Genomic DNA, 13,449 nt, shown 5'->3' with positions numbered 1-13,449 from the left:
GGTTTCGCTTCGCTCGTGGTCTGCGCTTTATCTTAGAAGCCCCGGACGAGAATTGTGCGGAGACTGACACCGCCAAGGCGCCCTCCCGTGCGGGAGGGAGGGCGCGGGCCTGAGGCTGGTCGCCTCGGGCCCAGCAAGCCCCACCCGATCAGTATGGGCACAAAGCGCCTTCCTTGGGTGGGCGCTTTGCAACGCCAGTGATCAGCGATTTATTTCAAAGCCCCGAACGAAGGCTGTGGCGGAGTCTGACACCGCCAAGGCGCCCTCCCGGGGGGAGGGAGGGCGCGGGCCTGAGGCTGGTCGCCTCCGGCCCAGCAAGCCCCACCCGACAGACGTAAACGCAAAGCGTCCGTCCTCGGGCGGACGCTTCGACCCAATCGTGGCCAGCGATTTACCTCAAAAGCCCCGACCGAGTTACGCATCGCATAACCCAGCCAACCAGTTACCCGCCCACCGGCCAGACCGCCGCGCCAAACAACAGCACCAGACCGCCCGCGCCGAGCGCCACGCGCATCAGCGCCCGCTGCCGCCCGATCAGCGCAAAGGACAGAGCCGCAAGCCCCAGTCCAACTCGCGCGAAGGCGTAAAGCGCCAGCGCCGGGGTCTCCGCCACGCCGATCAGCGCCGGGTTGGCGATCATCCCCAGCGGGATGAGGTAAAGCCCGATCCCCAGCGCCATTGCCGTGCCCGCGACCCGCAACCAGTTCTCACCGATCATTCCGGCGGCGATGAACACCGCGCCACAGACCGGCGGCGTGATGGTCGAAAGCAGCGCGAACCAGAACACGAACAGATGCGCTTGCAACGGGTCCAACCCCAGTTCGATCAGCGCAGGCCCCGCGACGGAAACGCAGATGACATAAGCGGCCGTCGTCGGCACCTCCATGCCCAGCAGCAGGCAAGCCAGCGCAGTCAGAAACAACGACGGCCAGAGCATCCCGCCAGACCCGGCGACGATGGCGGAGGTCAGTTTGACCCCCAGCCCGGTGATGCCCAGCACCCCGATAATAATCGACGCGCAGATGATGATGGAGGCGATCATGGCGATCTGGCGTCCGGCACTGATCAACGCCTCGGCGATCCGTCCCGGCGCACGCCCCACGGCCAGCCCCGAGCCATCGAACAGCAGCAGCCCGAACCCCGACAGGATCGCCAGCGCGGCGGCATATTGCGGGGTGAAGCCCAGCCAGAACATCGCGCCCAGCAGCAAGACAAACGGCACGAGGAAAAACGCCGAGGTGACCGCCACATCGCGGCGCGCGGGGCGTTCGTCCTCGGGGAAGCCGCGCAACTCATAGCGGGACGCATAGGCGTCGATGCCGACCCAGACGGCAAGGAAATAAAGGATTGCGGGCAGCAGCGCGGCCAGCATGATCTGGGTGTAGGGTACGCCCGTCAGTTCGACCATGACAAAGGCCCCCGCCCCCATCAGCGGCGGCATGATCTGCCCGCCCGAAGAGGCCACGGCCTCGACCGCCGCCGACAGCCGCTTGGGATAGCCCAGCCGGGTCATGGCGGGCAGCGTCACCGCGCCGGTGGAGGCGACATTGGCCGAAGCCGACCCGGAGATTGACCCGAACAGCGCCGAGGACAGCACCGAGACCTTGGCCGCGCCGCCCCGCAGCCGCCCGGCTGCCGCCGCCGCGACATTCATGAAGCCCTGCCCCGCCTCGCCCGCGTTGAGCACCGCGCCGAAGATGATGAAGATCGACACCACGCCCACCGACACACCGGTCAGACTGCCCCACAAACCGCCCTCGGTGATGACCAGCGTGCCCAGAAAGCTGCGCAGCGGCACCCCGGCGTGACCGAATTGACCGGGCAGGTGTTGTCCCAGCAGACCATAGGCCAGAACCAGCGCCGCGACGGTCGGCAGCGGCCAGCCGATCATCCGCCGGGCACCCTCCATCGCCAGCCCCAGCAGGAACACCGACAGCGCCACCTGCGCGCCGCTTTCGAGATAGCCGTATTGATTGCGCAATGCCGCGTGGTTCAGCACCACCCACAGGCAGGCGGCGATGCCCGCCGCGGCAATGGCCACGCCCAACCAAATCCCGCGCCGTGTGGTTGCCGGCAGCACGAAAACCCACGGCAGCACCAACGCCATATGCAAGGGACGCGCCACGAGGTTCGGCACCAGCCCGTAAAAGATCAGTCCCAGATGCGCCGCGACGCTCAAGCCACCAAGCGCGATCCAGAGCGGCCGCAACCGCAGAGGCCCGTTCAGGGGGGTGGCCTGCGCCGGGGCGGGCATGTCGGCGGTGGCAGGGGCGGATGAGGCGGAACGGGACATGGGGAAACAGCCGGTATGAAAGCGCCCGCGCCGTGACCCTGTGACGGGTCAGAAGCGCGGGCGGTGGTTAAGGTATCAGCAGATCAGGCGGCGATCAGCGCTGCGCGTCGGTGATCGGTGCGCCGATCTCTTCGTAATAGCGCAGCGCGCCGGGATGGATCTGCGTGGTGATGTTTTCCAGCAGATCCGGCGTGACAGCGGCCCACCATTTCGCACTGTCGGCCAGCGCCTCGCGCTCCTCCCAGAACGTCTTGGTCATGGTGTAGGCGGTGTCGTCGCTCATCTTGGTGGTCGCATAGGCCACGACCGGCAGCGAGGTGGTCACCACATCGCTGTCCTGACCGGCATAGGTGCCCGCCGGGATCACAAGCCGGGTGCGCCCGGTTTCCGCCACCTGTTCATCAGTCATCGACAGGATGGTCACGGGGGTGGAGGCGGCGGCCTCGATCACGTTCGGCGCCGGGTAGGAGCCTGCGGTGACGAACGCGTCGATCTGCCCGTTTTTCAGCGCAGCCACGGCGTTGGACAGCTCGCTATCCGCGATCTCGACACTGTCGGTCAGCCCGAAAAGCTCCAGATATTTCTCGCCCTCGGTCGCGCCGAAAGAGCCCGAGCCCAGCAGCACCGATTTGCCTGCCAGATCCTCCAGACCCTGTGCGCCGGCCTTTTCGGCCACGACGAAATGCATGGTCAGCGACGGGATCGGGAACAGCGCGCGGATCTCGTCAAAGGCGGGCGCGCCCTTGCCCTCGAACGGGCCCTTGGCCCCTTGGGCGGCCCCGACCAGAGCAGGCGGCGTGGTGAAGACATAGTCGCCCCCGCGCGCGCGGACCTCCATCACGTTTTGCACCGAACCTTGGCTTTCCTCGACCGTGACGCTGATCGCGCCATCGGTCCCGGTCTTCATCGCCTCGGCCAGTTCGACGCCCATCTGGTAGTAGGACGAGCCGGTTTTGGCGGATTTATAGGTGACGCGCTCCTGCGCGGTGAGCGGCGCGGCGGCCAGAAGGCCCATGGCGGCGAGGCTCGCAACTGCGGTGAATTTCATGATCTTCCTCCCGGGTATCAAACGTCGGCGCACAATCGTCGTATTGGCGCCGCGCATCAAGGGGGAGTTGGCGCGCGCACTACATCATGCGTCGGCGGTTGGCTGGTAGGGCGCGTAGCGCAGCAACAGGATTGGAACGAAGCTATGCGACAGGCGATTGGCCCGGCAGGCAGCCGTAACTCAGCACTCTGGCAGGTTCACCGCAATGCCGCCGGTCGAGGTTTCCTTGTATTTGTCGCTCATGTCCCGGCCCGTTTCCAACATCACCTGAATGCAGTTATCGAGCGGCATGATATGGGCGCCATCACCGCGCAGGGCCAGCGCCGCGGCGGACACGGCCTTAATCGCCCCCATCGCGTTCCGTTCGATGCACGGCACCTGCACCAGCCCCGCCGCGGGATCGCAGGTCATGCCCAGATGGTGTTCCAGTGCGATTTCAGCCGCGTTCTCCACCTGCTCCGGCGTGCCGCCCAACACCGCACACAGCCCGGCGGCGGCCATGGCGCTGGCGCTTCCCACCTCGCCCTGACAGCCCACCTCAGCCCCGGAGATCGACGCATTCGTTTTGATGATCCCGCCAATCGCGGCGGCGGTCAGCAGAAAATCCCGCGCGCCCGCATCGGTGACGTCATGCATATGATCGCGCCAGTAGCGCAAAACAGCCGGAACCGTGCCCGCCGCGCCGTTGGTCGGGGCCGTGACAACGCGCCCGCCGGCCGCGTTTTCCTCATTCACCGCAATGGCATAGAGGCTCATCCATTCATTGGCGACATGCGGCGTTTGGCGGTTGGAATGTCGCTCCCGCTCCAGCGCTTCATGCAGTGCGTGGGCGCGGCGGCGCACCCGCAGGCCGCCGGGCAATTCACCCTCCTGCGCAAGTCCGCGATCAATACAGGCGTGCATCGCCGCCGCGATCCCGTCCAGCCCGGCATCCAGATCCGCGTGACCGGCGGCGACCTCATTCTCGCGCTTCATGGCGGCGATGCTCAGGCCCGACCTGCGTGCCATGCGCAACATTTCGGCGGCGCTGCCGAACGGATGGGGATGACCGGCCTCGGATTTGCGCGCGGTGAGCGGCGCATCGGCCCCTGCCCGTTCGGCCTCCAATTCCTGCGCCGTCAGGACGAACCCGCCCCCGACCGAATAATACGTCTCCGTCAGATACGGATTGCCGCGCTGGTCACGGGCGCGAAACACCAGCCCATTGGCATGCAGCGGTAGCGGCGGACCATAGTCGAACACCAGATCGCGCGCGGGATCGAACCGCAGCGGCGGCAGGCCATCGGGGGTCAGGCGCCGATTCTGAGCCACCTGCGCCAAAATCGCCTCTGCGGCGTCGGGGTCCATATCTTCGGGCCGTTGCCCCATGAGGCCCAGAACAACCGCGCGATCCGTGGCATGGCCCTTTCCGGTGAAGGCAAGCGAGCCGTGCAGCGTCACTTCCACGGCGCTGAGCCGGTCCGCGCCGGGGATCCTCTCTGCCCCGCCGCGCAGCGCGTCCAGAAACCGCGCGGCGGCAACCATCGGCCCCATCGTGTGCGAGGACGACGGGCCAATGCCGTGTTTGAAGATATCGAACACCGAAATAAACATCGTGGCCCCTTTTCAGGTATCCCCTCCGGCAAGCGCCGCTTCGGCCCGCAATTCCCGCATGCCCGTTTCCAGCAAGGCCACGACATGCGGCAGGAAAGAGCGCCAGACATCAAGCCGGAATGCCTCCGGCCCATCACGCCACAGGATCACCTGCGCCTCGTCGAACACCGTGCGGCACCCGGTGCCGGGCGCGATGCGGCGCATATCGCGGGGGCAGCCGATGGCGATCAACGCCGTCGCGCCGGGGCCGGTCACCGTGACCGTCTGCTCGCGATCCGCAATCCGGGTCAGCGCGTGCAGGGGCGCAACAGACAGGTCCGGCAACTCTGGCGCGATCAGAAGCCAGTCATCCGGCCCAAGGCACAGCGCACTGCGCGGCCCCTTTGATCCGACAGCTCCGATCCGCAGCGGCAATTCCACCCCCAGCGCCGCGCCCATCGCGGCGGCGTCCGCAGGCGCGACGCGCAGCGACCAGCGCGGGGTGCAGTCGCGCACGGAAACGTTCAGCGTATCGCTCTCAGGGCTTGCCGGCCCGCCTGTCTGCGCGGTGCTCATGTGTTCAGCCTTTCGTTGTCGGGATCGATCCAGACGGTGCCGGTGACCCGCGCGCGGCGGACCCCATCGGGCATGGGCAGATATACCTCCCGCCCCATCATGTGCCGTCCATTGGCCAGCAGCGCCAGCGCGATGGGCCGCCCGACGGTGGCGCTGTCATAGGCAGAGGTCACATGCCCCTCCATCTTCATCGGGATCGGCTGATCGGGGTCGAGCACGATCTGCGCGCCTTCCTCTAGGGCCGGACCGCCATCGAGCAGGTCGAGCCCCACAAGGTGCTTGCGTCCCGCGCTTGCCATATCCTCCCGCGAAAGCGACCGTTTCCCGACGAAATCGTCCTTGTTCCCCCCCACGGCCCATCCGAGCCCGGCATCCTGCGGCGTGACCGTGCCATCGGTATCCTGACCGACGATAATATAGCCCTTCTCGGCCCGCAGCACATGCATCGTCTCGGTTCCGTAAACGCAAAATGGCGCGTCCGCGTTAGCCCCAGCAAGGTGAAGCGCCTCCCATACCTGTTGCGCGTGGCGGGCGGGAATGTTGATTTCGAACCCCGGCTCCCCGGTAAAACTGACGCGCATCAGCCGACAGCGCACCCCGTCAAACCGGCAAGTGCCGACGGCCATATGCGCAAATGCCTCGGGGGCGATGTCCAGCCCCTCGACGAAGGGCGCGATCAGCCCCCGCGCGGCAGGCCCGTTGATGGCGATGGTGGCCCATTCCTCGGTGACGGAGGTCAGCCAGACCCGTAGATCAGGCCATTCCGTCTGTAGGTAATCCTCCATCATCGCCAGAACCCGCGCGGCCCCGCCGGTGGTGGTGGTGACATGACAGCGATCCTCGTCGATGCGGGCGATGATGCCATCGTCACGGATGTACCCATCCTCCCCCAGCATCAGCGCGTAGCGGCAGCGCCCGACGCCAAGTTTGGTCAGCGGGTTGGTGTAAAGCCGGTCGAGGAAGGTCAGCGCGTCCGGGCCGACCACCTCGATCTTGCCCAGCGTGGAGGCATCGAACATGCCCGCACCGGCGCGGGTGGTGCGACATTCGCGGGCAACAGCGGCGTGCATGTCTTCGCCCCCCTGCGGGAAATAGCGCGCGCGCCGCCACTGCGCGACCGGCTCGAACACCGCGCCCTGCGCGCAGGCCCACGGATCAATCGGGGTTTTCCGGGTGGCCTGAAACAACGGACCGCGCCGGTAGCCGGTAAACGCCCCGAATGTGGTGGGCGTGTAAGGCGGGCGGAACGTGGTCAGCCCAACCTGCGGCGCGGCCTTACCCAATGCATCAGAAGCGATCCGCAGCCCGTTGATATTGGACATTTTTCCTTGGTCTGTCGCCATGCCGTTGGTGGTGTAGCGCTTCACATGCTCGATCGAGCGCATACCTTCGCTGACCGCTTGGCGCAGATCCTTGGCAGTGACATCGTTCTGGAAATCGACAAAGGCACGGCCCCGCGCCGCCCCGGGCAGATCCCTGAGTGGCGCGCCGCCTCCTGTCCTGTCGCCGGTCACGATCACAGCCTCGGCGGACCCCTCGTGCCCCAGCGCCTGCGCCGCGCGCAGCCCGGCCTGGGCACCGTCCTCCAGCGCCGCCGCTGTGCCCCAGATGCCACGGCCCGCACCGGCCACCTGCGCGGCCTCCAGCGTCGTGTCGGGCAGATAGGTCGCGGTGGCCTCATCCCAGCGCAGGGTATTCCGGGTGTGTGAAAACAGGTGTAACGACGGCGTCCAACCCCCTGACATCAAAACGCAATCGCATTCCACGTCCTGCGCGTCGCCGGTCAGATCTATGCCATCCCACGACGCAAATCGCATCCCGGTCACGCGCCGCCGTCCGCGGCTGGACACAGGAACGTAGCCGGCAAGCACCTGCATCCCGCGAGCCAGCGCCTCGGCCATAAGGTCTTGGGGCGGGGTGCTGCGGGTGTCAGCGATTGCGCCAATGACGACGCCCGCGTCCGCCAGATCGAAGGCCGCATGCCACGCGCTGTCATGGCTGGTCACCACTGCGGCCCGCCGCCCCGGCAGCACGCCGTAGCGGTTCAGATAGACCTGCGCCGCGCCTGCCAGCAGGATGCCGGGCCGGTCGTTTCCGTCGAACACCAGCGGCTGTTCCAGTGCGCCCTGCGCCAGCACCACCTGTGCCGCCCGGACCCGCCACAAACGTTCGCGTGGCAGATCAGCCGGAGCAGGTTCCAGATGATCGCTCAACCGTTGGCACAGCCCGATCATGTTCTGATGGTAATACCCGATCGCGGTGGTGCGGCACATGATCTGCACGCCCAAGTCGCGCAACTCCGCAAGCGTCGCGGCCAGCCAGTCCCATGCGGGCGCCCCGTCGATGCGCAGATGCGGCTCGGACAGAAGCGCCCCGCCCGGCTCCGCGCTTTCGTCCACCAGCGTCACCTCCAGCCCCGCCCGCGCCGCCGCGCGCGCCGCCATCAGCCCGGCAGGTCCGGCGCCGACGACCAGCAGATCGCAATGATGAAACCGGGAGGCGTATTTGTCGGGATCGGCCTGCGTCGGTGCCCGCCCCAGCCCTGCAGAGGCCCGGATCAGCGGCTCATAGACCCGGTCCCAAAAGGATTTCGGCCACATGAAGGTTTTGTAGTAGAACCCGGTGCTGAGCAGCGGATGCAAGCGGTCGTTGATCTCGCCCACATCATGGCGCAGCGAGGGCCAGCGGTTCTGGCTTTCGCAGACCAGCCCTGCGCGCAGTTCCTGCAGGGTGGCGCGGGTGTTTGGCTCCGCCCGTGCGGCATCGCCTGCGCGGCTGGTGCGGATCAGCGCATTGGGCTCCTCCGATCCGGCGGTGAGGATGCCGCGGGGCCGGTGGTATTTGAACGACCGGCCAACCAGATGCACCCCGTGGGCGAGCAGCGCCGACGCGACCGTGTCACCGGGATGGCCGGTGATCTCCGCCCCGTCAAAGGTAAAGCGGACCTGTGTGCCGCGATCAATCCGGCCCCGGCTGGCATGACGGAACGGCCCGCTCATGAGGCGGCCTCCGCGCGCGGCGCATCGGGGTCAGGTGCATCGGGGTCAGGTGCCGCTTCGCCAACCTTGTAGGTGGCGAGGAACCGGTCCGTCACCGTGTCGCGTAAAGCATTGAAATAGCGCGCACAGCCATGGCTGTGCCGCCAGCGCTCATAATGCGGACCGCGCGCGTTGCGGCGGTTGAACAGGTAATCGGCCCATTCGGCATCGCTGAGCGCGGCCGGGTTTGCGGGCCGCACCAGATGCGCTTCTCCGGCATAGGTAAATTCCAGCTCCGGCAGGGCCTCATTGCAGTGGGGGCAGTGGATCAGCAGCATAGGCGGGCTTTCAGGCTCGGGCAGGTCAATGGGCGACAGCCGCGGCGGCGGCTTCGTCGATCAGGCGTCCGGTGCGGAACCGGTCGAGGGTGAACGGCGCGTTGATGGGATGGGGCGCGTCGCGCGCAATGGTATGGGCCAGCAGATGCGCCGCGCCGGGGGTTGCCTTGAACCCGCCGGTGCCCCAGCCGCAATTGACGTAAAGCCCGGGCACCGGCGTTTTGCCCAGAATGGGCGAGCGGTCGGGCGTCACATCCACGATCCCGCCCCATTTGCGCAGCATCCGCATCCGGGTGAACAGCGGAAAAATCTCGCAGATCGACGCCAGCGTATGCTCGATCAGCGGCAACCCGCCCCGTTGGGAATAGCTGGTATATTGATCGGTGCCCGAGCCGATCACCAATTCGCCCTTATCAGACTGGCTGATATAGGCATGCACCGCGTTCGACATGACCACGCAGGGAAAGACCGGCTTTACCGGCTCCGACACCAGCGCTTGTAACGGGAAGCTTTCGAGCGGCAGGCGCAGACCCGCGCTGTCCATCACGACCGAGGTATGCCCCGCCGCCGAGACCGCGACCTTGCGCGCGCGGATCACCCCGCGCGCGGTCTCCACCCCGGTGACTGCGCCGTCAGCGCCGCGGCGGATCGCGGTCACTGGGCAATTCTGGATAATGTCGACGCCCCGCGCCGCCGCTGCCCGCGCATAGCCCCATGCCACCGCATCGTGCCGCGCGGTCCCGGCCCGCCGTTGCAACGCCGCGCCCAGCACCGGATAGCGCGCGGAGCGCGAGATATCGAGCGGCGGACAGAACTCCTGCGCCTGCTGCGGCGTCAGCCATGCGTTGTCGACGCCGTTCAGCCGGTTGGAATGCACATGGCGCTGGAAGCTCTGCACATCATGCACGGTATGGGCCAGCATCATGACGCCGCGCTTGGAAAACATGACGTTGTAATTCAGCTCCTGCGCCAACCCATCCCAGAGATCGACCGCATGATCGTAAAGCCGCGCGCTTTCATCATAGAGGTAGTTGGAGCGGATGATGGTGGTGTTGCGCCCGGTATTGCCGCCGCCAAGCCAGCCCTTGTCGATCACGGCGACATTGGTGATGCCGTGCTCCCGCGCGAGGTAATAGGCCGCGCCAAGCCCGTGCCCGCCCGCGCCCACGATCACCACATCATATTCGGCCTTGGGCTGCGCATCAGGCCATTGGCTGGTCCACGGCTTGGTCCGGCGCACGGCGTGGCGCAGCAGCGATAGCGCGGAGAAATGGGTCATGCGGGCGCTCCTGTCTCGGGCATGGATCAGGAGTAGCGGAGGCCGACTTGTCTGGCGTGAATATTTGCGACACTTTCGCAGCATATCTGCGTCACTTGCGAAAGCCCGTCATGATCCCGCACCGCGCCGCAACAGGTCCGACCTCCGCCCCACACCTGCGCGTCGGCATCCTGCTGGCGCGGCGGTTCACGCTATCGGCCTTTGGCAACTTCGTAGATGTGCTGCGGCTGGCGGCGGATGAGGGCGACCAGTCCCGTCCGATCCGCTGCGACTGGCATGTGCTCGCGGGGGATGCGACGCCGGTCGCCTCCTCGAGCGAGATCTGCGTCACTCCCGACGCCCGGCTGACCGACCCGGCGGCGTATGATTATATCGCTGTGGTGGGCGGGCTGCTGGGCGCGCCTCAACCGCTGCTGCCCGCGCAGATTGCTTATCTGCACCGGGCGGCCCGCGCGGGCGTTCCGTTGATCGGGCTGTGCACCGGCGCATTCGTTCTGCATGAGGCAGGGCTGATGGACGGCTATCGCTGCTGCGTCAGCTGGTTTCATCATCAGGATTTCGTCACACGCCACGATGGGCTCCGCCCGATCAGCGACCGGATTTTCGTGGTGGATCGCGACCGGCTGACCTGTGCAGGCGGCGTCGGCGCGGCGCATCTGGCGGCGTGGCTTGTCGAGCGGCATGTGGGCGCGTCGGCCGCGCGCAAAAGCCTGAACATCATGCTGGTGGAGCCTGCGGCGGCACAGGACGACCCAGGACACGGGCCGCAGCCCGCCCTGCCCCTGACCCTGCGCTGCACCGATCCGCTGGTGCGGCGGGCGTTGTTGCGGATGCAGGAAAGCCTCGACGCGCCTGTGACAATGGCCGCGCTGGCGGAAGATATGGGCATTCCCCGGCGGCGCCTGGAACGGCATTTCCGGGCCGCGCTTGCGATGTCGCCCGCGCAGGCTGGGCTGCTGCTGCGGTTGGCGCAGGCCCGGCATCTGCTGCGCCACAGTCGGCGCAGCGTCACCGCCATCGCGCAGGCGACGGGATTTTGCGATATGCCGCATCTGGCACGGGTGTTTCGCCAACACGAAGGCATGACGCCCGGCGCCTACCGCGCGGCGGGCGACGCCCCTATGGCCAGATCAGACCAGACAGACCGGAGCGCCGCGCAACTGTAGCGTCGGCGATCCGGCCTTTGAATTGGTGGTCAACCCAGCAGCAGGCGGGCTTCGTGCTTCTTGGCCACCATGCGCGAGGCGGCGAACGCCTCGGTGCCGCGGGGGGTGCGCAGATCGGGGAACAGCGCAAAGATCTCTTCCCGCTGAGCGCCATCCAGACCTTCGAGAGAATAGTCGCCGGGCTGGAAGCTTTCGGTCCATGCGCCATCGGCCATGATGACCTCATGATGTTCGCACATGATGTGGACATAGGTCACACCGCGCGCGGGCTGCACCTGATCGACCCCCGCATGGCTGACCATATGCTTGGCCGCGACGAGGACCTCGCGGTGATCCATCAGCAGTTCCGCCCGGTTACCCGTCAGCAGCATCCGGTGATTGGGCGACACGAGCATGTCGGTCTCGGGGCAATTCGGACCCAGTGCACCCGCACGGATCAGAACCGGGCGCAGTTGCTCATTGCCTGCCAGCTCCGCCGCGGTCAGCTGCCGCGATCCGGTCCATGAAATCGGCTGGAACCCGTTGTCGCGGGTCAGCACCCGGTCGCCTTCGGCCAAGGTTTCGACCGGGACGAGCCCGCGTGCCGTTGCGACCATCGCACCGGGCGTAAAGCAGATGCACTGTTCAGGGCGGTCGATTTGTTCCACCGAACGGATCGCGCCGATATCCTCGAAATTCACCCGCGTGCCGTCGTCCAGCACGGCATAGCCGCCGTCCTGAAGGTCGTCGTCGATATCGTCGTCACGGTTGACGATCTGGCGCATTTCCCCCGGCGACAGGGTAAAGGTCTCGCCGCTTTCCAGCGTGACCTGCACCGGACCTTCGACATAAAGAACGTCGTTAATGTCCTGCCCGGAGGCCGAGCCGCCCTTGCTGCCGCCGTCGCCGCCGTAAACCGTGTCTACGCCGCCGCCCCGACCAACATAGAACGAGTCGCCCCCGGCGCCCGAACCGGAGCCGGAGCCAGAGCCGTTCTTGCCGCCATACATGACGTCGTTGCCGGCACCGCCATAAAGCTTATCGTTGCCGGTGCCGCCGTAGAGCTTATCGTCGCCCTCGTCGCCGCACAGGATGTCGTCGCCCTTGCCACCGTAAAGCTTGTCGTTGCCTGCATTGCCTGCCAGCACGTCATCGCCGGTGCCGCCTTCCAGCGTGTCATCCCCGTCGCCACCGGACAGAACGTCGTCGCCCTTGCCGCCGTAGAGTTTGTCCTGACCCTGACCGCCGAACAGACGGTCGTCGCCGGTGCCGCCATAGATCGTGTCGTCGCCGTCATCGCCATAGGCGGTGTCGTTGCCCTTGCCGCCATAGATTTTATCCTGACCCTGACCGCCATAAAGCGTGTCATTGCCCGACCCGCCTTCAAGCGTGTCGTCGCCCTGACCGCCATCGAGCATGTCATTGCCCTTGCCGCCGTAGAGCTTGTCCTGACCGTTGCCGCCATACAGCATGTCATCGCCCGACCCACCGTCGAGCGTGTCATCGCCTTCGCCACCGTCGAGCAGATCGTCGCCATCGCCGCCGGAGATGGTGTCCTGCCCGCCCTCGCCGTAGAGGACATCGTTGTCGTCGCCAGTGCCGGAGCCAGAGCCTGATCCACCGCTGATCGTATCGTTGCCTTCGCCGCCATAGATGGTGTCGCGCCCACGCCCGCCGTCGAGCGTGTCGTCGCCATTACCGCCGTAGATTACGTCGTCACCGTCATCGCCGTCGATTTCGTCCCGCCCATCGCCGCCGCGCAGCGTGTCGTTGCCGGCGCCGCCCGAAATCTTATCGTCGAAATTGGTGCCGTTGATTTCGTTGTCGTTCGAGTCGCCTTTGAAGTCGGCCATAATGTTTTTCCTTGGCAGCCTGAACGTGGAGCACACGCAGGTGATGGAGTTCGCTTCTGCGTCGTCCCCCCGGTGTGAACGCAAAATTATCAGTCTGAATTATATCGCATTTCTGCAATGGCGAGAAACGTGTTGCGTGATATGCTCGAGGTCACGTCAACGTCAGCGCCGCTGGTCCCATGCGCCGCACAGGCCGATCACTGGCCTACACCCCTGTATTGTGTGAGTATTCCCTGTCACGAAGCGCAGATAACAGCCCGTCCATCTGCGCATAATTTCCAAGCGGGAACCAAACAGTTTCCAGAAATGCACCAGCCCTATGCGAATGTTTGAAATCACTACACTTTTAGAGTGTATTTTCGCGAAT

At 66.1% G+C, this 13,449-nt stretch carries 9 protein-coding genes; 1 reads left to right on the top strand and 8 read right to left on the bottom strand.

Going from position 1 to position 13,449, the window contains the following annotated elements:
• Positions 1 to 442: 442 nt before the first annotated feature.
• The 7 genes from CBW24_RS07300 to CBW24_RS07270 all read right to left on the bottom strand — a co-directional run bounded on the left by CBW24_RS07300 (position 443) and on the right by CBW24_RS07270 (position 10,084).
• A complete protein-coding gene (locus CBW24_RS07300; protein WP_309764954.1) occupies positions 443 to 2,293 on the bottom strand; it encodes a TRAP transporter permease in 1,851 nt (616 codons plus the stop codon).
• A 94-nt stretch (positions 2,294 to 2,387) separates the two neighbouring features.
• Entirely contained in the window at positions 2,388 to 3,341 is a 954-nt protein-coding gene (locus tag CBW24_RS07295) for a TAXI family TRAP transporter solute-binding subunit (protein WP_097373158.1), read from the bottom strand.
• Between the two features lie 180 nt (positions 3,342 to 3,521).
• Positions 3,522 to 4,934, bottom strand: a complete 1,413-nt coding sequence (locus CBW24_RS07290) for an L-serine ammonia-lyase (protein ID WP_097373157.1) — start codon at positions 4,932 to 4,934, stop codon at positions 3,522 to 3,524.
• Positions 4,935 to 4,946: 12 nt separating this feature from the next.
• Complete coding sequence (locus tag CBW24_RS07285) at positions 4,947 to 5,489, bottom strand: sarcosine oxidase subunit gamma (RefSeq protein WP_097373156.1); 543 nt, start codon at positions 5,487 to 5,489, stop codon at positions 4,947 to 4,949.
• A complete protein-coding gene (locus tag CBW24_RS07280; RefSeq protein ID WP_097373155.1) occupies positions 5,486 to 8,488 on the bottom strand; it encodes a sarcosine oxidase subunit alpha family protein in 3,003 nt (1,000 codons plus the stop codon). Before CBW24_RS07280 ends, CBW24_RS07285 begins: the two co-directional genes overlap by 4 nt.
• The gene (locus CBW24_RS07275; RefSeq protein ID WP_097373154.1) at positions 8,485 to 8,805 is read right to left on the bottom strand and encodes a sarcosine oxidase subunit delta; all 321 of its coding nucleotides are present in this window, start codon (positions 8,803 to 8,805) and stop codon (positions 8,485 to 8,487) included. The genes CBW24_RS07280 and CBW24_RS07275 overlap by 4 nt, the downstream gene beginning before the upstream one ends.
• Positions 8,806 to 8,830: 25 nt before the next feature.
• The gene (locus CBW24_RS07270; RefSeq protein WP_097373153.1) at positions 8,831 to 10,084 is read right to left on the bottom strand and encodes a sarcosine oxidase subunit beta family protein; all 1,254 of its coding nucleotides are present in this window, start codon (positions 10,082 to 10,084) and stop codon (positions 8,831 to 8,833) included.
• Positions 10,085 to 10,194: 110 nt separating this feature from the next.
• On the opposite strand from CBW24_RS07270, the gene CBW24_RS07265 reads away from it, so the two are divergent.
• Entirely contained in the window at positions 10,195 to 11,250 is a 1,056-nt protein-coding gene (locus tag CBW24_RS07265; protein WP_097373152.1) for a GlxA family transcriptional regulator, read from the top strand.
• Positions 11,251 to 11,279: 29 nt separating this feature from the next.
• Here CBW24_RS07265 and CBW24_RS07260 read toward each other — a convergent pair whose 3' ends face one another.
• Complete coding sequence (locus tag CBW24_RS07260; RefSeq protein ID WP_097373151.1) at positions 11,280 to 13,082, bottom strand: Hint domain-containing protein; 1,803 nt, start codon at positions 13,080 to 13,082, stop codon at positions 11,280 to 11,282.
• Between the last annotated feature and the right edge of the window lie 367 nt (positions 13,083 to 13,449).

Source organism: Pacificitalea manganoxidans (genome assembly GCF_002504165.1).
GTDB classification, from domain to species: Bacteria; Pseudomonadota; Alphaproteobacteria; order Rhodobacterales; family Rhodobacteraceae; genus Pacificitalea; species Pacificitalea manganoxidans.
Note: the sequence above shows the minus strand (reverse complement) of the source record. Positions and strands in the feature narration are given on the sequence as shown.

What these genes read in the sequence shown, in the direction of transcription:
- CBW24_RS07300 (WP_309764954.1), bottom strand. Translation starts at nt 2,293, where the DNA reads ATGTCCCGTTCCGCCTCATCCGCCCCTGCCACCGCCGACATGCCCGCC.
- CBW24_RS07295 (WP_097373158.1), bottom strand. Translation starts at nt 3,341, where the DNA reads ATGAAATTCACCGCAGTTGCGAGCCTCGCCGCCATGGGCCTTCTGGCC.
- CBW24_RS07290 (WP_097373157.1), bottom strand. Translation starts at nt 4,934, where the DNA reads ATGTTTATTTCGGTGTTCGATATCTTCAAACACGGCATTGGCCCGTCG.
- CBW24_RS07285 (WP_097373156.1), bottom strand. Translation starts at nt 5,489, where the DNA reads ATGAGCACCGCGCAGACAGGCGGGCCGGCAAGCCCTGAGAGCGATACG.
- CBW24_RS07280 (WP_097373155.1), bottom strand. Translation starts at nt 8,488, where the DNA reads ATGAGCGGGCCGTTCCGTCATGCCAGCCGGGGCCGGATTGATCGCGGC.
- CBW24_RS07275 (WP_097373154.1), bottom strand. Translation starts at nt 8,805, where the DNA reads ATGCTGCTGATCCACTGCCCCCACTGCAATGAGGCCCTGCCGGAGCTG.
- CBW24_RS07270 (WP_097373153.1), bottom strand. Translation starts at nt 10,084, where the DNA reads ATGACCCATTTCTCCGCGCTATCGCTGCTGCGCCACGCCGTGCGCCGG.
- CBW24_RS07265 (WP_097373152.1), top strand. Translation starts at nt 10,195, where the DNA reads ATGATCCCGCACCGCGCCGCAACAGGTCCGACCTCCGCCCCACACCTG.
- CBW24_RS07260 (WP_097373151.1), bottom strand. Translation starts at nt 13,082, where the DNA reads ATGGCCGACTTCAAAGGCGACTCGAACGACAACGAAATCAACGGCACC.